Origin of the sequence: Leeuwenhoekiella parthenopeia (assembly GCF_020782115.1) — a bacterium.
GTDB lineage: Bacteria > Bacteroidota > Bacteroidia > Flavobacteriales > Flavobacteriaceae > Leeuwenhoekiella > Leeuwenhoekiella parthenopeia.
In genome coordinates, this window is sequence record NZ_JAJGMW010000036.1 from 12,078 (window position 1) to 31,134 (window position 19,057).

The following is a 19,057-nucleotide window of genomic DNA, read 5'->3' on the forward strand; positions in this document are numbered from 1 at the left end:
AATCAAGATATACTATATGGGCTATAATCAAATTCTTGATTGGAATATAAAATACTATAACGGTCAAAATTAGAAATATTAAGTGTAAGTTCTGATTTCCAAACTCCGACGATTTCCTTTTCTTGAGGTCTTCTGGTATCGTCAAGAATCCAAATTGTATTTTGAGAGGTATTACTTTTTAAGAATGGAACAGCACTGAATCGAGCATATGGCGTGCTTCCTCCAAAAGGGCCATCTATAATTACAAAATCAAAAAAAACCTGTTTTATTACACTATTCAAACGATGCACATCGTACCAGGTCTTTTGTTCTTTATAAGTCAAATCAGGAGATACTTCAGACAAAGGAGCATAAACAATTTTTACATATTCCGATAAGTCTAAAGTTTGTAATTGATTCTCAATTTTATCCTTCCAATTTAGGTCAGATTCTACCGAAATAAAATTGATTTTAGAACCAAGTATTTTTAACAATTTAGCAATATATACTGTCGTTGCACCACTCCCAAATTCTATTATATTCTCAGGTTTCTTTAAACTGATTATATTCAAACAATGCAAAATAGCCATTGGGCTCATAGACCACCCTGTAAAAGGGATAAAATGATCCTCTCCTAAAAGTTCCTGAAGTTTTATGGTTGCGTAGAGTTGATTTTGACCGTAAACCAATTGCTTCTGATTCGCTCGATTTTCATTTATAATATTCTTGATTCTTTTAAGCATAGGACACAGAATAATCTATCATTATATTACTTTGATCTGGTGAGACCTTTTTTAAACTTGAATAGAAAAAGCCTTCATCTACCTGAAATTGAAAACCATTTTTAGCCCAATCAGCAACTTCATTTTTATGTGTCAAATGCGTTGTAACTATATAGCTACCCTGATTTAATGGGAATTTTTTGAATTGAAAAATAATTTGTCTGTTCCCTTCTAATCTATTCTTTTTAAAGACGGTAGAACTAAACCATAAGATGCGTTGTCCTAATTGATTATCTATTCTAAAATCAAGCTCTAAATCTTCAAATTTTATGCTTTCTACTAAATCTATATCAAAAATTAGTTCTACTGGCTGACCTGTTGCTGGTGTTTTAACCATTCCCTTTGATCGAAATTCCACAAATTTAATTTTAGCTAAACCACTACCTGTTCTTTCATTTTCATTGATGAATTTCTTACAGGTTGTTTCATTTGGCAAACTATCAACAGTTAGGTACTCTTCAATAATTTTCAATACTGTTCCACTATGCGTGATTAAACCATTTTGTAATAAGATAGCCCTACTACACAAACTCTGAACACTCGCCATATTATGACTCACAAACAACACAGTCCTTCCTTCTCCCTGTGAAATATCCTGCATTTTACCAATAGCCTTTTTTTGAAACTCAGCGTCTCCCACCGCTAGTACTTCATCCACAACAAGTATCTCGGGTTCCAAATGGGCTGCAACCGCAAATGCTAATCGTACCGTCATACCGCTACTATAACGTTTGGTTGGCGTATCTATATACCGCTCACAACCTGAAAACTCAATGATTTCATCCAGTTTACTGTTGATTTCGGCTTTTGTCATTCCAAGAATGGCTCCATTGAGATAGATATTCTCCCGCCCGGTCAGTTCAGGATGAAAGCCGGTTCCTACTTCAAGTAAGGATGCGATTCGGCCCCGACTTTTAATAACACCGGTTGTAGGTGCTGTTACCCGTGACAGTATTTTTAATAAAGTAGATTTACCCGCTCCATTCTTACCTATAATCCCCAGAACTTCACCCTGCTTTACCTCAAAATTGATATCGCGTAGCGCCCAAACATAATCCTCTGTTGACTTTTGACTTCTATCATTTACAGCACCTACTTTTAAAAAGGGATCTTCCTTACCACGCAACTTAGCCCAGTTCCGCTTAAAATCGTCGCGTAAAGTTCCTGAACCTACCGTTCCAAGTCGATACTGTTTAGATATGTTTTCGGCTTTTAGAATGATATCACTCATTTTATTATATCGTATCAATAAAATTCCTGCCCGTACGGTTAAACACTACCAAACCGACAAAGAACACCGTCAGGCTTAGTAGGGCACAGTATCCTAAAAGTCCCCAATTAAAAATCCCTTCCTGCAGGGTCATATAGCGAAAGGTTTCAATGAGTATTGCAATAGGATTCAACTCAACAACCCAGGTGTATTCGGAAAGGGTTTTACTGTTTTGCACCTCGGAGATGGGGTACATCACCGCCGAGATGTACATCAAAAGCGTGGTAGCAAAACCAATTAGAATTCGGAAATCCCGGTATTTAGTAGTAAGAGAAGAAATAAGCATCCCGGTACCCAGGCCTAATACGGCTACAATTAATATTAAGAAAGGGAAAAACCAAAGCGTATAATTGGGGCTGATGGCAGAGCCTTTAGCTACAAAATAGAGGTAAAAACAGGTAAAAATAAAAAGCTGTATACTCAGTTTAAATAAAGCGGAAATAGCCTGAGACATGGGAGCAATAATCCTTGGGAAATAAACTTTAGCAAACAGGCCCGCATTACTGGCAAAGGTATTGGACGTATTGTTAAGACACTGTGCAAAATAACTCCACATAGTAATCCCGGCGAGATTGAATAAAAAAGGAGGAGCTCCCCCGGTTGAAATGCTGGCTATATTGTTAAAGACCAGGGTAAAGATGATACCCGTAAATAAGGGTTGTATTAAATACCATAGAGGCCCCAGAATGGTTTGTTTGTAGGCTGCGATAATATCCCGCCGAACAAAGAGAAACAGTAAGTCCTTATAGCGCCAAATCTCCTTTAAGTCAATATGAATTAAAGGCTGCTTCGCGTTTATCTCATACAACCAATCTTCGTTTTCTGCCATCCTACTTTTCCAATTGCCGGTCTAACCAGCGTCCTGCTTTTTTATATATGCGTTTACCTTTATGAAGCAAGCCTTTTTTAGCATCGCTTTGACGATAGGCTTCTCCATATTTCCCATAACCATAACCGTACTCATAGCCGTAGCCATAACCATAGCCCAGCTTACTTCTCGCGCTAAAATAGTTGAGCACAAAACTGATGTTTTTAACCTCTTTCTTTTGATACTTGTCATTAATCAGGCGAAGCATTCCCTTTTTGGTGTAATGCTGTCTGATGATATACAAGGTCGCGTCTATATATTCGTCCAATTCTAAAGCATCAGAAACCAGACCTACCGGCGGAGTATCTAAAATGATATAATCGTAACGTTTTTTAAGCTCCTGCATAAACACATCCATCTGATCACTCATCAGCAATTCTGAAGGATTGGGAGGCACCGCTCCGGCAAGAATCACATCCAGATGCGGGACTTTTGTCTTTTGAATCACCTCATCCAGTTTGTTTTCCCCAATAAGGTAATTCACCACCCCATTTTCATTGGGCAAATTAAAATCCCCAAAGATTTTTGGTTTGCGAAGATCGAGCCCTACCAAAACCGTTTTGCGCTCACTCAACGCAAACACACTGGCCAGATTGATACTGCAAAAGGTTTTACCTTCTCCACTAACAGACGAGGTAATCCTTACCGTTTTAGCTCCCTGTATGTTTTGCTTTCGATAGATGAACTGAAGACTGGAACGCAAGCCCCTAAAAGCTTCAGCAATTGCAGAACGCGGATCCTCGATAACCACCAGATTGCTGGAGGATATATTCTTCCCAATAGCACCTAAAACCGGTATTCCCGATAAGCGTTTAATTTCATTGGGATTACTGATTTTGGTATCGAAGAAAAACAACAGAAAAACAAAGGTCAGGGGTACCACGGTACCTCCTACCACAGCCATCACATAACTCACCCCGTCATTGGCGCTAATCGCACCACCACCGGTATCTTTAGCCTCATCAATAATGACAATATCTGATACATTGGCTGCCTTTACAATCCCAGCCTGACTGCGCTTGTCGAGAAAAACCCCATACGCACCCTCGGTCAGATTATACCGGCGCTGTATCCCAAACAACTGTTGCTGCTCAGCAGGCAGCTTGCGCATTTGCCCTTCGGTACGGGCGATTTCATTACGCACATCGCGCAATTGGTTGTTTATAATCTGCTGACTCGAAGCCATATTTTCAAACAACACCGCCTTTATGGCATTGATACGACGATCCAGATCTCTGAAAGCCGGGTTATTCGGTTTTGCCGTGTAAGCTAACCGCCTGCGCTCTTCAGCCAGTTCAATAATACTTGAGACACTTGAGGTGACACTACTTTCCCCAATCCCTGTTATGGAAGGTGCCGGAATATCGGTACCGTAATCTTCACGGGAACGCAAATAATTTTCCAGGTCCCGATAGTATTGTAAACGTTGCTCCAGATTCTGCTTTTGGGCGTCAAGCTCCGTAATTTTGGCAATGAGACTTTCTTCACTACTCCCAATGCCTACGCTGCTGTTTTCATCACGAAATTGATCAAGCTCTTCCTGAACGCTTTTCATCTCAACCGATTTAATGGCAAGGCTGCTATCTATAAACTGAATGGTTTTGGTTGCAAACAAATTCTTGCGTTCCAGTTGGTTTTCGGCCAGAATACGTACCGATGAATTGAGGAAATCTACGAGTCGGGCTTTATTGCTACCGGTAAGACTCAAAGTCAAAATACTGGATCCGGATGGTGTCTGGTCGATCCCGATGCCCCGATAGCGTCCTACCACTCCGTCAAAACCATTAAAACGAATAAGATACTCCTTGCCTAATTGCGCAGGTATTCCGGAAGGTTTTAGCTTAAAATTAAAATAAGGCAAATCAACCGGATCTCCCAGGGCAAAGCGTTCACTTACCGAAGCTGCCGGCAGCGGTAAATTAAAGCTTTCTTTAGTGTCATAATTTTGAGTCTGACCTGAGCCTCCGTTAAAATCGATATTCAGCGTATAGGTAGAATCGGTATCAAACACGACTTTGACCATTTTGCCCAGCAGTTGGGGCCGTGCGGTATTGACATCTACTTCAAAGGGCGTTGAACCGTAAATATCTTCTAAATGGTATTTTCCCTGCTGCAGATAATCTACATAAAACTGAAGCTTTTCAACCACATCTTCATTATGACTGCGGGAACGCAACAGTATAATTGCGGTCTGCACCTTATCAGTCGTACCGCCCCAATTGAAGGTGAGACTGGTATTTGATGTAAAAAACGGGTTTTGATCATCTTTCACCGTGATCATATTACTCATTCGATATACGGTTTGTCTGCGCACATTCTTATAGTACGCGATGTAATAGGCGATGCCTATGCACACCACAAAAAGCGGCCACCAGCTAAGAACCTTGAGCAAAAAACCTCTAAAATCAAAGAAGTTTTGCAGGTCTTTTATTTCAAATTCATCTTCCATCTAGAGTCGGGTAACCAGAAGCACTGTGGTTACTGCCAGTGTAAATAAAGAAACAATTACGTTTAAGTTTTGTAAGCCGGTCGTACCGATTCCCAGGGATTTCTGCGGAAGCGGATTAACCAGAATCAAATCGTTAGGCTGAATATAGTAATAAGGCGAATTGAGAGCGTCGATACTCGTTAGGTCAACGTGATGTATTTTCTTTCCGCCCGGATATTGTCTAATCACCAAAACATCGGTACGGTCACCATATTGGCTAATATCTCCACTATTTACAATAGCCTGAAGCAGTGTAAGTTCCTCAACCAGTTCCACTTTCGTCCCGGGACCCCCTACTTCTCCGGCAATCGTATATTTAATTCCCGCCAACTTAACGGTTACGAATATGTTAGCCTCTTCCGTAAAATAATCTTCCAGTAATTTCTCTTCAATGATTTTTTGTATTTCTTCGGTTGTGTAACCCAAAACCGATACTTCACCAAGTGTTGGCAAACGTATTTTTCCGTGGCGATCCACTACAAAGCCGTCATAATAATAGCCCTCATCAAGTGAAGCACCTTCTCCTCCCGCAGAAGCAGGATTGAATAATGCAACAAGTTCCTGATCGAGCGCCTTTACCCGAATGCTCAAAACATCGTTTATCTGAACGTGATAGGGCCTCTGCTGCAGATTAACCTGAATAAGGCTATCCTGAGAAATTTGATTTTCCTGTAAATACTTGAGTTTTTTTGTAGGAATACATGATGTCAGGGACATCAGTATAAAAAGAATAAGCAATTTAGCCGCGATCGCAGCAGATTTTGAGCTTATAAATCGAGAGAGAATACCAAAGCTTCGCTGCCTTAAGTCCCATTTTTTGGATAAAGGGGGCGCATTTGTAAGAAATTTCATAGACGTTGGGATAGCAACTGAAACAAATATATAGCCTTAACATTAAATTAGGAAACCTGAGCGCAAAGAAGTATGTTAAAGTTACTTTTGTAGTAAATAAGAGGTCACTAGACGATTGAAAGGCCTTTTATCAATTGGCTACTTCACTAATGAATTTGATGCGGTAGAGACGCAGCTCATCTTCATCATAATCCCCGTCAAATTCAGCCAGAGCTTCTTCAATATTGTCAGTCTCTGCTTCCAGAAAGTATTCGTGCAATTCTTCCTGCTGATCCTCGTCGAGCAAATCTTCAATCCAATAGTCGATGTTAAGCTTGGTACCGCTGTAGACAATCACCTCCATTTCCTTGATAAAATCATTCATCTCCAAACCTTTGGCAGAGGCAATATCATCAAGAGGTAGTTTTCGGTCTACATTCTGAATGATGTATAATTTAAGCGCAGAGTTTGAGCCGGTTGACTTGACGACCAAATCATCGGGTTTAAGGATGTCGTTTTCATCAACATAGTTTTTGATGAGCTCCACAAATTCCTTTCCGTATTTTTTGGCTTTACCTTCTCCTACCCCAAAAATAGTTGACAGTTCGTCGATGGTAGTAGGGTATTTAATCGCCATATCATCCAGCGAGGGATCCTGAAAAACCACGTATGGCGGAACTCCCTTGCGCTTACCTACTTTTTTCCGCAAATCTTTCAGCATAGCCACCAGTTTGTCATCGGTGCCGCTTCCGGGACGAAGATTTGCATTTGGAGCCTCATCGGAATCGGTGTCGTACGAATGATCTTCAGTCATCATAAACGACATGGGCTTTTTGATGAATTTACGCCCGGCATCGGTGAGTTTAATCACACCGTAGGTTTCGATATCCTTTTTCAGATAGCCGGCTACCAGAATTTGGCGAATGAGAGCTTTCCAGTAGGACGATTCTTTTTCTTTACCGCTGCCAAAATAGGCTTCCTCATCGGTCTTGTGCGAGGCGATAATGGCATTGGATTTCCCAACCAGGGTAAAAACAAGCTCTTTAGCCTTATAAATTTCACCGGTTTGCTCCACTACTTTTAGCAACTGCACCACCTCATCCTGAGCCTCGTGTTTTTTCTTGGGATTGCGCACATTGTCATCCAGATCGCCACCTTCACCGGTTTCATTATCAAATTCTTCCCCAAAATAATGCAGAATAAATTTGCGCCGGGACATGGATGTTTCGGCATAAGCCACGACTTCCTGTAACAGCGCGTGACCTATTTCCTGTTCAGCAACAGGTTTACCGCTCATAAACTTTTCGAGCTTTTCAATGTCTTTATAGGAATAATACGCCAGGCAGTGCCCTTCACCACCATCCCTTCCGGCACGGCCGGTTTCCTGATAATAACTCTCTATACTTTTGGGGATATCATGATGTATTACAAAACGCACATCGGGTTTATCGATACCCATACCAAATGCTATGGTTGCCACAACAACATCCACATCTTCCATCAAAAACATATCCTGATGTTTCACCCGGGTTTTTGCATCAAGCCCGGCGTGATAGGGCACAGCCGAAATTCCATTAACCTGTAAAACCTGCGCAAGCTCTTCAACCCGCTTACGGCTCAGACAGTAAATGATTCCGCTTTTACCCTGATTTTGCTTCACAAACCGAATGATGTCTGCATCAACGTTCTTGGTTTTAGGGCGTATTTCGTAATATAAATTGGGTCTGTTAAATGAGGCTTTAAACGTGTTTGCATCAGAAATGCCCAGATTTTTGAGAATATCCTCCTGCACTTTAGGAGTGGCTGTCGCAGTAACCGCGATAATGGGAATGTTTTCGCCTATGCGTTTGATAATATGTCGCAGATTGCGATACTCGGGCCTGAAATCATGCCCCCATTCACTGATGCAATGCGCTTCATCAATAGCAACAAAACTGATTTTTTCCTGACGCAGAAAATCCACGTGCTCTTCTTTGGTTAAGGATTCGGGAGCTACATAGAGCAGCTTGGTGATGCCATTAGAAATATCTTCTTTCACCTGCTTGGTTTCACCCTTGGTCAAAGATGAATTTAAAACGTGCGCGATGCCATTCTCTTTTGAAATACCCCGTAACGCATCTACCTGATTTTTCATCAGGGCAATCAACGGGCTCACCACAATCGCGGTGCCTTCCTGTATAAGTGCGGGGAGTTGATAACAGAGTGATTTTCCACCTCCGGTGGGCATAATCACGAATGTATGCTTGCCGTTTACTATGCTTGTAATAACATCTTCCTGTAGTCCCTTAAATTTGCTGAAACCAAAATATTTCTTGAGGGCCGCGTGTAAGTCTATTTCGCCTGAATCCATTAATGCTTCTTCAATTTTGCATACATTTGTAACCTAAATATAGTAATTTCTACTCCACTAACAAACGGCTTAATCCCATTACTTTTGAATACCTACGAGCAGATTTTAAAAAATGCCAGAAGCACGGTTCATATTGAGCATCAAGCTGTAGCCTTACTTCTGGATCTCCTGGACGAGGATTTTGCCAAAGCCGTACTGGAAATATTTAACGCAAAAGGTCGTGTAATTATTACCGGAGTAGGCAAAAGTGCGATCATTGCGCAGAAAATTGTTGCCACTTTAAACTCCACCGGAACACCTGCAGTCTTTATGCATGCAGCCGACGCCATTCACGGCGATCTGGGAACAATACTCGACGAAGATCTGGTGCTTTGCCTTTCAAACAGCGGCAGCACACCCGAAATCAAGGTTTTAATTCCGCTTATCAGGAGTCGTAAAAACAAGGTCATCGCCATGACCTCTAATAAAGAATCCTTTCTCGCTAAAAATGCCGATGCACTTATTTGGGCTTACGCCGAAAAGGAAGCCTGCCCGCATAACCTGGCACCTACTACCAGCACCACGGTGCAGCTCGTGCTGGGAGACGCACTGGCCTTAGCCCTTTTAGATTTACGCGGGTTCTCCAAAGAAGATTTTGCCAAATACCATCCCGGTGGCGCGTTGGGCAAACGTATGTTTTTACGCGTAAGCGACCTTATAAGTCTACATGAAAAACCCGAAGTTTCTGAAGACACTCCCATTAAAGAGGTGATTGTTGAAATATCCCGAAAACGACTTGGGGTTACTGCGGTTACTCAAAACAGCAAAATCACCGGTATCATTACCGATGGAGACATCAGACGTATGCTGGAGAACAACGAGGTACTTACCGGTCTTACCGCAAAGAGTATCATGAGCAGCAATCCCAAAACCATACAAAGTGATGCGATGGCTACACGGGCGCTCGAGATACTTGAAACATTCAGCATCACGCAACTCCTGGCCGTAGATGAGCAAAATAATTATGCAGGAGTAGTACATTTGCACGATTTAATCAAAGAAGGTATCCTATAATGGCTAAACGAAAGCAGGCAAACCCCGATGAAATGTCTTTTTTAGACCATCTTGAAGAATTGAGATGGCACTTAATACGAGCCACTCTGGCAATTGTCATTGTAGGTACCGTCGCCTTTATTTTTAAGGATTTTATTTTTGACCAAATCATTTTTGCTCCCGCAAGACCCGATTTTATATCCTACGATTTCCTTTGCCAGGTGGCTAATATTTTTGGTTCCGATAAAGGCTGTATAAACGAAATGGATTTTAAAATTCAAAACCGAACTATGGGCGGCCAGTTTAATGCGGCCATATGGACTTCGATCATCGTTGGGCTCGTGGTTGCATTCCCCTATGTTATTTATGAATTTTGGCGTTTTATTTCGCCCGGCCTGTACGAGAAAGAACGGAAGAATTCCAGAGGTTTTATTATAATCTCGTCGTTATTGTTCTTTATGGGGGTGCTTTTTGGATATTATGTTATCGCGCCGCTTTCCATCAATTTCCTCGCGAATTTTACCGTAGGTGATATGGTAAAAAACGAGTTTGACATCAGTTCCTACATCGGGTTGGTTCGCTCGAGTGCGATTGCTGCAGGGTTGATTTTTGAATTACCCATCATTATTTATTTCTTCACGAAGATTGGTCTGGTTACGCCTCAATTTTTAAAAAAATACAGGAAATACGCATTGGTCATTGTACTTATTGTTGCTGCGATTATTACACCGCCCGATATCTCTACTCAGGTAATCGTATCGATCCCGATATTGATTTTGTATGAAGTGAGTATACTTATTTCGGCTTTTGTGATGCGCAAAGAGTTGAAAGAACAAAATAAATTGAAAAAGAAACAAGCTTAATTTACCCCTAATATGTCTGAAACTAAAACCAATCCGGTAGCCGAATTCAACGCGTATCGTGCTAAAATGAACGATAAAATTCTGGCAGATAAAAACAAAGTTATCAACCGCATTTTTAATCTGGATACTAACGCTTACGCCCCGGGAGCCCTTGATGTTAAGACCAAAGAACTGCTGGGTCTAGTAGCTTCTGCTGTGTTGCGTTGCGACGATTGTGTACGTTATCATTTAGAAACCTGCTACAAAGAAGGAGTTACTAAAGAAGAAATGATGGAAACCCTAAGCATTGGCACCCTTATTGGGGGAACCATAGTGATTCCTCACTTGCGCCGGGCTTATGAATTTTGGGAGGCCTTGGAAGCAAATGCCGCGCAGGAATAATACACAAAGCGAAAAGCTTACGTTTTAAATGAACCTATCAACTCTAAGAAGATGAAACTACGCGCAGAAAATCTTATGAAATCCTACAAAGGCCGGAAAGTCGTAAAAGACATCACGGTTGAAGTAGAGCAAGGCGAAATCGTAGGTTTGCTGGGCCCTAACGGAGCCGGTAAAACCACCTCTTTTTATATGATTGTAGGTTTGATAAAGCCAAACGGTGGTACTATTTATCTCGACAATAAAGACATTACCAAATACCCGATGTACAAGCGCGCGCAAAATGGCATTGGGTATCTCGCTCAGGAAGCATCGGTTTTTAGAAAACTAAGTATTGAAGAAAACATACTTAGCGTACTGCAGATGACCAAACTGAGCAAAAAGGAACAGCATGACAAGATGGAAGAACTCATCGATGAGTTTAGCCTGGGACACATACGTAAAAACCGCGGGGATTTACTTTCGGGTGGGGAGCGACGCCGTACCGAAATTGCCCGTGCACTGGCTACCAATCCCAATTTTATTCTGCTTGATGAACCTTTTGCCGGAGTTGACCCCGTAGCGGTTGAAGACATTCAGCGGATTGTGGCACAGCTTAAGCAGAAAAACATCGGTATTCTCATCACCGACCATAACGTACAGGAAACGCTTGCTATTACAGACCACACCTATCTGATGTTTGAAGGAAATATCCTGAAACACGGAGTGCCTGAAGAATTGGCAGCAGATGAAATGGTACGTAAAGTATATCTGGGTCAAAACTTTGAGCTGCGTAAAAAGAAATTGTTTCAGTAGACACCTGCAAACAGAACTTTCAATTTATTTCCACTTGTACTAGCAATTTAAAAGCCTTAGGTAGTATAGGCCTAAAACCAATCTGTCCGCTAGTTTACCGTTTTTGCTATCTCTAGTTACCGATTGTTATTTAGTCATACTATTCAAAAAGCTTATTTAATCTCTGTGAAATTATTAGGCTGGCTGCATATTTAAAGTTTAGCTCGAAAGCTCAATCCAGTTCAAAATTTATCCCATTATACTCCCAGGTTCGTTCTGCTTAAAGTCGGGGTGCAACCACACTCCTACCACACTGCAACCACACTCCTACCACACTTTACCACACATTCTGTGGTTGAAAATGGTAACAATCTAGTATCAAAATAGCATCAGATAAAGGTTGAGCAGAGGAAGATCCGCTTTTAATTAGTCCGCTGGAGGATAATTGACTGAGTTTGCGTTATCCAGTCTTTTGAATAATCTAGAAATACATCAGGCACTACTCCCACACCTTCATAGGGTAAGTAGGTTTTGTGCTTCTTCGAGGTTAGGTAGAGTTTGAAGAAACCACTTGGCACAGTCGAAATAGCGCCTTTTAATTCATACGCAATCATACCTTTGGTACGATCTCCCAGAACCGTAACATGATCCAGCTCTTTGAGCCGTAAAACAAACTGCTCTGCGTTGCTGGCTGTATTTTGATTGACCAGCGCATAAATACGAGTGCCCTTATGTACTTTTTCAAGAAAATCAAACAAAATATCAGAGTTGCGATCACCGCCGCCACCATTAGATCTCAGATCTATTATGATATTTTTTGAAATCTTGCGCTCTTGTAAATCCTTATAAAATGCTTCGGCTTCGCCCAAAGTTGGGTAAAAGCCACTAAAACTTCCTATTTTAAGATAGCTTAGATCGGAATTTAATTGCTCAAAATAGTAGGTCTTATCAGAAAGGCCAGCTTGCCAAAACTGCGTTTGGGTCGTGTCTTTGGTGAGTTTTAAACTCATAAATTCACGCTGCGCGTAACCGGTAGTTATAGAGATTGGCGTTTTTGTGGTATAATTTCCTATCACTGCAAGTATCTGATTATTCGCTTTCTTCTTAAGAACACCCAGTTGCTCACCATTTTCCCAGATAGGGAGTTGTGAATTTAAAACAATCATTTTATAGGAATCACTCAAGCTATCTGCAACAACACCTATTTGCAAACGACTTCCTGCATAGTAGATACCTTCCATAGAATCGTTTGATTTTTTTGATAATCGCTGTGTCAATTCGTCAAGATCACCGGAAAAATCAGGATACATTGAATAGAAGGCTGTCTTTTTAAACTCCGCAAGTTTATCCTGATCCTTCAGTTTTTCAGAATCAAAATCCTGAAGACCATAAACTGAATTATGACCGTCATTTACTAACTGCAGGGTTTGAACCAGTAGTGTATAACAGTCAAAAAGTGGCGTCTGTGAGGATGCTTTTGAAATAATTGGTTTAATCTGAGCGTCAAAAGTTTGCTCATTACTTCGGTAATCATTTTTGTAGGCGGGGGTCTTCTTTAACTCCTCTATTACATAGCCAATATCCTTTTTACAATCACAGGTAACATCCTGTGCGAATAATGAGCACGTTGATAACAAAATTAAGCATACAAAATAGAGGGCGATTTTAAGTTTAAAGGAAGTCTTCATCATTTTGGATTTAAAAGTTTGATGAGACAAATCTAGAAAGTAGACTGATGTAGGCCCGCTATTTACAGGTGTTTGGGACGAAATCCCGCTAATTTGTGGCGAAATTAAGCGCAGCTTTTACTTCAGGCAGATGGGTTTTTGAAACTGTACATTTTAAATCGTGAATCATGACAAGTTCCCACTTTCCATTTTCTGAATTTACATACTTGTAATGATCGGGATTGATCAAAAATGAACGGTGCACTTTAAGGAGTTGAGGCAAATCTGAGGCAACAGCACTCAAAGTACTCCTAATTAAATGCTTTTTGGGCTGATTGTTTTCAGTATAGACCACTTCAACATAATTATCAGCACTGGTGACCATAATAAGTTGTTTCCATTCCAGACGGAAACCTTCATAATTTCCAGATCCTGCTATGGTAATTTTTTGTTCCTCCTGTTTTTTCTCGAGATAGCGACCCAAACCATATCTACCAACAGCAACGATAGGCAGCACCACCAAAAGTGCCGGAAGGTAAATATGTATGATAAAATAAGTTAACGTATAGGGATTGGGCTCATAAGGAACGACGACAAATAAATATACCAAGCGCACCGAAAGAAGACCAACTAATGAAAAAGCCAGCAACATTAAAAGTTCTGATCCTATTTTCCAGGTCCTATTATTGCCTGCATAAACCCAGGATTGAAGTGGCAAGAGCATAAGATAACCTAATGCAGCAACCAGAGCGTAAACGGGTAAATACATTAGTTTTTCTTCAAAACCCAATTCACTCACATCCAGCGGTTCAGTAAAAAACAAAAATAGAAAAACCCATAAAAATAATCCGCCAGCGATAAAAAGGTGCCTCTTCAAAACAGGATCAAATGGGTAATTTGTATTCATGCTTTAATCGAAATAAACAGTTTTGTCCTGCTTTGCGATTGCTACTAAATTTAAAAGCTGCTCTTTTAAAATACGATCCGCAGACAATTCCGGCAGGTTGTTGATGTCAAACCAACCTACCTCGCCGATATCAAAATTAGGATCGAAAGAACCTTCAATAATTTCGCATAAAAAACACAGCTTATACACGTAGTGGGTTTGGGGCGGATGCGGATACTCGCGTTTGTCGAGCACCGCCAGCAAGCGTTTCACTTCAGCCTTAAAACCAGTTTCCTCTTCGATTTCTTTAAGCACGTTTTCTTTCGGCGTAAGGCCGATATCTGCCCAGCCACCGGGTAAGGTCCACTTACCGTCTACTGTTTCCTTTACCAGCAATACTTCCTTATTTTCGTTGAGAATCAAACCACGTACGTCAACCTTGGGTGTGGGATAATCCGTTTCCGGAAGGAAGAAATCGCTGAGTTGTTCAACCTTCACATCAGCCAAAATACTCATCATCTCGAGCGAAATCGCACGCAATTCCTCATAACGCTCGGCATCGTAGTTCTCTTTATTGAAAACCAAACCGGCTTCAGCAAGGGATTTTATTTTCTTGATCTGATTGAGAAGATTAGCCGAAATATCCATGTATGTAATTTAATCTTTAATGGTTTGCGAAGGTTTGATTTCTTCGGGAACATCTTCGGGCTTGATGCGTTTTTGAAGCAGTAAGATTTGACCCAGATGGCTTGACTGATGTTCCATCACGTGAAACCAGCCGTAAAAGTTAGTCATTCCCGCACCCGGGATTTCTTCTTCCAGCCATTTATCATCCCGCTTAGCCAATTCTTCTTTGGTTTTAGCGCGCACCTCATCATACAAATTCAAATAATAGTCAACGTCATGACCTTTAAAGGATTCTCTTCCGTCATCACCCAGATTAAGCGCCGCACCCCAAATTTTTTCTTCTTCTTTATTAAAAAAACGTCCTTCAAAAGTCATTACCTGATATAATTTTTCGGCGGCAGCCAAATGCATAATCAGGGAGCCAATGCTGTTTGCCTTTTCGTCCATCAAATAATCGAGTTCATAAACCGAATGATTTCTAACCGAACCCTCTACCCGCTCTTTCATCGCGTCGAGCATACTCACTAAAATCCCCATTTGCGGGGTGTAACCTGCTTCTGCAACAATCTCCATAGAGCGGGGCGGCGTTGCTCCCCGACCTTTGATCAGAATCGCAAGTGAACCATCTGTAGCATCCTGTGTAAGCTGCGGATCGTATTCCTTAATTTTTAATTGCTGCCCTTCAGCAATACCACTACTCCAACCCAACAACGGATTTTCAGCGGTACTTTGTTCAAAAGAAGCATTTTGAATAGGGGCTTCTTTAAAATCCCCATTCTCATCAGCAATCAGGAGCTTGAGATCATCAAAATAGAAATCGCCATTCTGCATACACAGACCGCCAATATTCAAAGTCCTGGCCTCCTGATCGAAGATTCCTTCGATAGTGTAGGTTTCCCAGGTATCTGAAGTAACCGGTCGATCCATCATATTGTCAAAAAAGCCAGTTTCTTTATTCTTGTTATCTACCCGCGCCCAGAGTCCCGCTACCCCTTTGGGATCATCTGAAACCACTTTAATTTTTCCGACAAGCTTAAACCTGACTTCGGTTGCGGTTTGTACTTCGATAGACTGCGTAAAAGACGTCCAGCTTCTGGAAATGGTTTTTTGAGCATTTAGGCCGATCGAACAGCAGGTAAGAATTAAAACGAGTAATGAGGTAGTTTTGAATTGCATCTTTTGATTGATTTGATTTCTTAAAAGACCTGAATTCATAGCAAACGTTACAAAACTAATTTTTTAAGCCCGGGCTCTTGTGACCAATGAAAGTAAAACGTAGAGCAAAATGATAAGCGGTATCGCCAAAAAGGTGAGCCAAAACAACAGAATGATCGCGATGGCCAGAAACCCGTAGCGTACTTTATTTTCGGCCATCCCCCAGCTTTTGAACTTGAGAGCGAAAAGCGGAACCTCTGCATTCAGCATATAGCAACTCAGGGCGGTGAGCGCCAGTAAAAACCAGGTATTGGTGATCAGGGTTTCGGCAAGCGCATAATCCTGAAACTGAACAATGAGCGGCAAACTGGTGATGAGCAGGGCATTTGCAGGCGTAGGCAAACCGATGAACGAAGTTGTTTGGCGGGTATCAATATTGAATTTCGCAAGGCGAAAAGCCGAAGCCAGGGTAATCGCAAAACCCAAAAACGGAATTATCGAAATACTGTCCCAGGTCATTCCGGCTTCTACCCAGCGCTCGCCGGTATTCCAATGTTCCAGCTTGTGCAGCATTTGAAACATCACCATACCCGGCACCACACCGCTAGTCACCACATCGGCAAGTGAATCAAGCTGCAAACCCAGTTCGCCTTCCACCTTAAACATACGGGCAAAAAACCCATCGAAGAAATCAAAAAATATTCCCGCGACGACGGCATAAGCCGCATAATCCAGCTTACCGGTAGCAGCGAAAAAAACACCAAGCATCCCGCAAAACAGGTTGGCCATGGTAAACGCATTGGGAATGTATTTTTTGATCGTCATCACACGAGTTTTGGTTAGTTGTACTATAGTAAGACGGGTTTCCACTAAAACAAAGGTTTTGGTTTGAAGAAATCCCGCTTACCGGGTAAAAATAGCTAAATTCTTTTTGGAGCCTTTACCAATTAAGAAGACCCTAACGAAATGCTACTGAAACAACAGCCATTTTGCAACTGCCTCATACTTAATCGCAAAAAATAAAGTTTAAATTGTCACGGGGTTTACCCAAATTTGCCCAAAATCTGTTCTGAGGTTGAAAAAAGTAGTATTTATCGTATGGAGTCTGTTTGTAGTCACGGCACTGGAGGCTCAGGCGGTACGCAAATACTCCAACGAATTTCTAAACATCGGGGTTGATGCCGCGTCACTGGCAATGGGTAACGCCGTGGTGGCAAGCTCTAAAGATGTAAACAGCGGCTACTGGAATCCCGCCGGACTTGTGCATCTTGAAGATAACCAACTCGCCCTGATGCACGCCAGTTATTTTGCCAATATTGCGTTGTATGATTATGCCGCTTTCGCGAAAAAACTCGATGACCGCAGCGCGCTGGGCATTTCGCTGATACGCTTCGGGGTAGATGACATTCTAAACACCACCCAACTCATTGACGCCAACGGAAACATAGATTACAACCGCATCAGCTTATTTTCTACCGCTGATTATGCACTTACCGCATCTTACGCGCGGGAGTTACCCGTGCAGGGGTTGAATCTGGGGGCGAATGCTAAGGTCGTGCGTCGCATTATTGGGGATTTTGCTTCCAGTTGGGGTTTTGGTCTCGACTTTGGATTGCAGTATTCGAGCGGGGATTGGGATTTTGGGCTTATGGCCCGTGATATCACCACCACCGTCAATACCTGGGCCATTGATGAAGAACAATTTGCGACCATTCGCGATGCGGTTGAAGGTCAAAATCAGGAATTGCCCGAAACCCTGGAAGTCACCATCCCAAAACTCCAGATGGGAATCGCCCGCAGTTGGCTAATTCGTTATGATTATTCGATCAAGGCCGAAGTAGATCTGCTGATGCGCTTTACGCAAACCAATGACATCATCTCCAGTCCCGGACTTAGCGCCTCTCCCGCAGCAGGTTTTGAAGTGGGGTACACCGGAATTGTTTTCCTACGCGCAGGGATCGGTAATTTTCAGGACATCACGCAGCTTGACGGAAGCACACGCCTTGGTTTTCAACCCAATATTGGTGTAGGATTTCAATATAAGGGTATTCACATTGATTACGCCCTTACCGATATCGGTGATCAGAGCGCTGCCGTATATTCCAATATTTTCTCTTTAAAGCTCGATTGGGAGTTGTTTCGGTAGCTTCGGTACGATTTTGACGGATTTTCAATCCATCAAAATCACTCAGCTACCTTTAATTTAAAATTCAAGGTTTGAAATTCAAAGCAAACGTATTTTTAACCCGAAAAGAGCGTAAATCGCATTGTAAACAACGAAAACTAAAGCCTCACTTTGAAGAGAGGTTTCGAGATATTTTCAGAGTTATTTTGATTTAAAATTCAAGGTTTGAAATTCAATGTTTGAAATTCAAAGCAAACGTATTTCTAACCCGAAAAGAGCGTAAATCGTATTGTAGACAACGAAAACTAAAGCCTGCGTTTGAAGGGAGGTTGGTGAGATATTTTCAGAGTTATTTTGATTTAAAATTTAAGGTTTGAAATTCAAAGCAAACGTATTTTTAACCCGAAAAGAGCGTAAATCGCATTGTAGACAACGAAAACTAAAGCCTGCCTTTGAAGGGAGGTTGGTGAGATATTTTCAGAGTTATTTTGATTTAAAATTCAAGGTTTGAAATTCAAAGCAAACGTATTTCTAACCCGAAAAGAGCGTAGATCGCATTATAGACAACGAAAACTAAAGCCTCCCTTTGAAGAGAGGTTTCGAGATATTTTCAGAGTTATTTTGATTTAAAATTCAAGGTTTGAAATTCAAAGCAAACGTATTTTTAACCCGAAAAGAGCGCAAATCGCATTGTAGACAACGAAAACTAAAGCCTCCCTTTGAAGAGAGGTTGGTGAGATATTTTTAGAGCTATTTTGATTTAAAATTCAAGGTTTGAAATTCAAAGCAAACGTATTTTTAACCCGAAAAGAGCGTAAATCACATTGTAGACAACGAAAACTAAAGCCTGCCTGTTGTACTTCCCTAAATAGCGTTGACCGTTTTTAGGTTATTATTTCATTGTTAAAAATAGTCATTATTGTTCTTTGTGGGATAGCCAACAAAGAACACTGTTTTTCAAAGGCTACTGGGGTCATTTTCT

At 41.4% G+C, this 19,057-nt stretch carries 16 protein-coding genes; 5 read left to right on the forward strand and 11 right to left on the reverse strand.

Annotated features, from left to right (window positions below):
- Nucleotides 1-2: 2 nt before the first annotated feature.
- The 6 genes from LLW17_RS18195 to recQ form a co-directional block, all read right to left on the reverse strand.
- Nucleotides 3-722 (reverse strand): class I SAM-dependent methyltransferase, encoded by a 720-nt coding sequence (locus LLW17_RS18195; RefSeq protein WP_228231719.1) that lies wholly within the window; start codon nt 720-722, stop codon nt 3-5.
- Nucleotides 715-1,992: an ABC transporter ATP-binding protein gene (locus LLW17_RS18200; RefSeq protein ID WP_228231720.1), complete on the reverse strand. Its 1,278-nt coding sequence runs from the start codon at nt 1,990-1,992 to the stop codon at nt 715-717. The genes LLW17_RS18195 and LLW17_RS18200 overlap by 8 nt, the downstream gene beginning before the upstream one ends.
- Nucleotides 1,993-1,996: 4 nt before the next feature.
- The gene (locus LLW17_RS18205) at nt 1,997-2,860 is read right to left on the reverse strand and encodes an ABC transporter permease (RefSeq protein ID WP_228231721.1); all 864 of its coding nucleotides are present in this window, start codon (nt 2,858-2,860) and stop codon (nt 1,997-1,999) included.
- A gap of 1 nt (nt 2,861) precedes the next feature.
- Nucleotides 2,862-5,348 (reverse strand): exopolysaccharide transport family protein, encoded by a 2,487-nt coding sequence (locus LLW17_RS18210; protein ID WP_228231722.1) that lies wholly within the window; start codon nt 5,346-5,348, stop codon nt 2,862-2,864.
- On the reverse strand, nt 5,349-6,239 hold the full coding sequence (locus LLW17_RS18215; protein WP_228231723.1) for a polysaccharide biosynthesis/export family protein: 891 nt from the start codon (nt 6,237-6,239) through the stop codon (nt 5,349-5,351).
- A 130-nt stretch (nt 6,240-6,369) separates the two neighbouring features.
- Entirely contained in the window at nt 6,370-8,568 is a 2,199-nt protein-coding gene (recQ, locus tag LLW17_RS18220; RefSeq protein ID WP_228231724.1) for a DNA helicase RecQ, read from the reverse strand.
- An 84-nt stretch (nt 8,569-8,652) separates the two neighbouring features.
- On the opposite strand from recQ, the gene LLW17_RS18225 reads away from it, so the two are divergent.
- The 4 genes from LLW17_RS18225 to lptB are packed head-to-tail and all read left to right on the forward strand — an operon-like array spanning nt 8,653 to nt 11,636.
- Entirely contained in the window at nt 8,653-9,621 is a 969-nt protein-coding gene (locus LLW17_RS18225; protein ID WP_228231725.1) for a KpsF/GutQ family sugar-phosphate isomerase, read from the forward strand.
- The gene (gene tatC / locus LLW17_RS18230; RefSeq protein ID WP_228231726.1) at nt 9,621-10,463 is read left to right on the forward strand and encodes a twin-arginine translocase subunit TatC; all 843 of its coding nucleotides are present in this window, start codon (nt 9,621-9,623) and stop codon (nt 10,461-10,463) included. The genes LLW17_RS18225 and tatC overlap by 1 nt, the downstream gene beginning before the upstream one ends.
- A gap of 12 nt (nt 10,464-10,475) precedes the next feature.
- The gene (locus tag LLW17_RS18235; protein ID WP_228231727.1) at nt 10,476-10,844 is read left to right on the forward strand and encodes a carboxymuconolactone decarboxylase family protein; all 369 of its coding nucleotides are present in this window, start codon (nt 10,476-10,478) and stop codon (nt 10,842-10,844) included.
- 51 nt (nt 10,845-10,895) lie between these two features.
- Nucleotides 10,896-11,636, forward strand: coding sequence for an LPS export ABC transporter ATP-binding protein (lptB, locus tag LLW17_RS18240; protein WP_228231728.1), 741 nt, complete (start codon nt 10,896-10,898; stop codon nt 11,634-11,636).
- Nucleotides 11,637-12,037: 401 nt separating this feature from the next.
- Here lptB and LLW17_RS18245 read toward each other — a convergent pair whose 3' ends face one another.
- The 5 genes from LLW17_RS18245 to LLW17_RS18265 all read right to left on the reverse strand — a co-directional run bounded on the left by LLW17_RS18245 (nt 12,038) and on the right by LLW17_RS18265 (nt 16,775).
- Entirely contained in the window at nt 12,038-13,306 is a 1,269-nt protein-coding gene (locus LLW17_RS18245) for a S41 family peptidase (protein ID WP_228231729.1), read from the reverse strand.
- Nucleotides 13,307-13,391: 85 nt separating this feature from the next.
- Nucleotides 13,392-14,189, reverse strand: a complete 798-nt coding sequence (locus tag LLW17_RS18250) for a LytTR family DNA-binding domain-containing protein (protein ID WP_228231730.1) — start codon at nt 14,187-14,189, stop codon at nt 13,392-13,394.
- Nucleotides 14,190-14,192: 3 nt separating this feature from the next.
- Nucleotides 14,193-14,816, reverse strand: coding sequence for an NUDIX hydrolase N-terminal domain-containing protein (locus LLW17_RS18255; RefSeq protein WP_228231731.1), 624 nt, complete (start codon nt 14,814-14,816; stop codon nt 14,193-14,195).
- Nucleotides 14,817-14,825: 9 nt separating this feature from the next.
- Nucleotides 14,826-15,971 (reverse strand): DinB family protein, encoded by a 1,146-nt coding sequence (locus LLW17_RS18260; protein ID WP_228231732.1) that lies wholly within the window; start codon nt 15,969-15,971, stop codon nt 14,826-14,828.
- 63 nt (nt 15,972-16,034) lie between these two features.
- Nucleotides 16,035-16,775, reverse strand: coding sequence for a CDP-alcohol phosphatidyltransferase family protein (locus tag LLW17_RS18265; RefSeq protein WP_228231733.1), 741 nt, complete (start codon nt 16,773-16,775; stop codon nt 16,035-16,037).
- A gap of 250 nt (nt 16,776-17,025) precedes the next feature.
- Between LLW17_RS18265 and LLW17_RS18270 the strand changes: the two genes are divergently transcribed.
- The gene (locus LLW17_RS18270; RefSeq protein WP_228231734.1) at nt 17,026-18,096 is read left to right on the forward strand and encodes a putative type IX sorting system protein PorV2; all 1,071 of its coding nucleotides are present in this window, start codon (nt 17,026-17,028) and stop codon (nt 18,094-18,096) included.
- Nucleotides 18,097-19,057 lie beyond the last annotated feature (961 nt).

Excerpts from the sequence above, each read along its gene's own strand:
- LLW17_RS18195 (WP_228231719.1), bottom strand. The coding sequence starts at position 722 with ATGCTTAAAAGAATCAAGAATATTATAAATGAAAATCGAGCGAATCAG.
- LLW17_RS18200 (WP_228231720.1), bottom strand. The coding sequence starts at position 1,992 with ATGAGTGATATCATTCTAAAAGCCGAAAACATATCTAAACAGTATCGA.
- LLW17_RS18205 (WP_228231721.1), bottom strand. The coding sequence starts at position 2,860 with ATGGCAGAAAACGAAGATTGGTTGTATGAGATAAACGCGAAGCAGCCT.
- LLW17_RS18210 (WP_228231722.1), bottom strand. The coding sequence starts at position 5,348 with ATGGAAGATGAATTTGAAATAAAAGACCTGCAAAACTTCTTTGATTTT.
- LLW17_RS18215 (WP_228231723.1), bottom strand. The coding sequence starts at position 6,239 with ATGAAATTTCTTACAAATGCGCCCCCTTTATCCAAAAAATGGGACTTA.
- recQ (WP_228231724.1), bottom strand. The coding sequence starts at position 8,568 with ATGGATTCAGGCGAAATAGACTTACACGCGGCCCTCAAGAAATATTTT.
- tatC (WP_228231726.1), top strand. The coding sequence starts at position 9,621 with ATGGCTAAACGAAAGCAGGCAAACCCCGATGAAATGTCTTTTTTAGAC.
- LLW17_RS18235 (WP_228231727.1), top strand. The coding sequence starts at position 10,476 with ATGTCTGAAACTAAAACCAATCCGGTAGCCGAATTCAACGCGTATCGT.
- lptB (WP_228231728.1), top strand. The coding sequence starts at position 10,896 with ATGAAACTACGCGCAGAAAATCTTATGAAATCCTACAAAGGCCGGAAA.
- LLW17_RS18245 (WP_228231729.1), bottom strand. The coding sequence starts at position 13,306 with ATGATGAAGACTTCCTTTAAACTTAAAATCGCCCTCTATTTTGTATGC.
- LLW17_RS18250 (WP_228231730.1), bottom strand. The coding sequence starts at position 14,189 with ATGAATACAAATTACCCATTTGATCCTGTTTTGAAGAGGCACCTTTTT.
- LLW17_RS18255 (WP_228231731.1), bottom strand. The coding sequence starts at position 14,816 with ATGGATATTTCGGCTAATCTTCTCAATCAGATCAAGAAAATAAAATCC.
- LLW17_RS18260 (WP_228231732.1), bottom strand. The coding sequence starts at position 15,971 with ATGCAATTCAAAACTACCTCATTACTCGTTTTAATTCTTACCTGCTGT.
- LLW17_RS18265 (WP_228231733.1), bottom strand. The coding sequence starts at position 16,775 with ATGACGATCAAAAAATACATTCCCAATGCGTTTACCATGGCCAACCTG.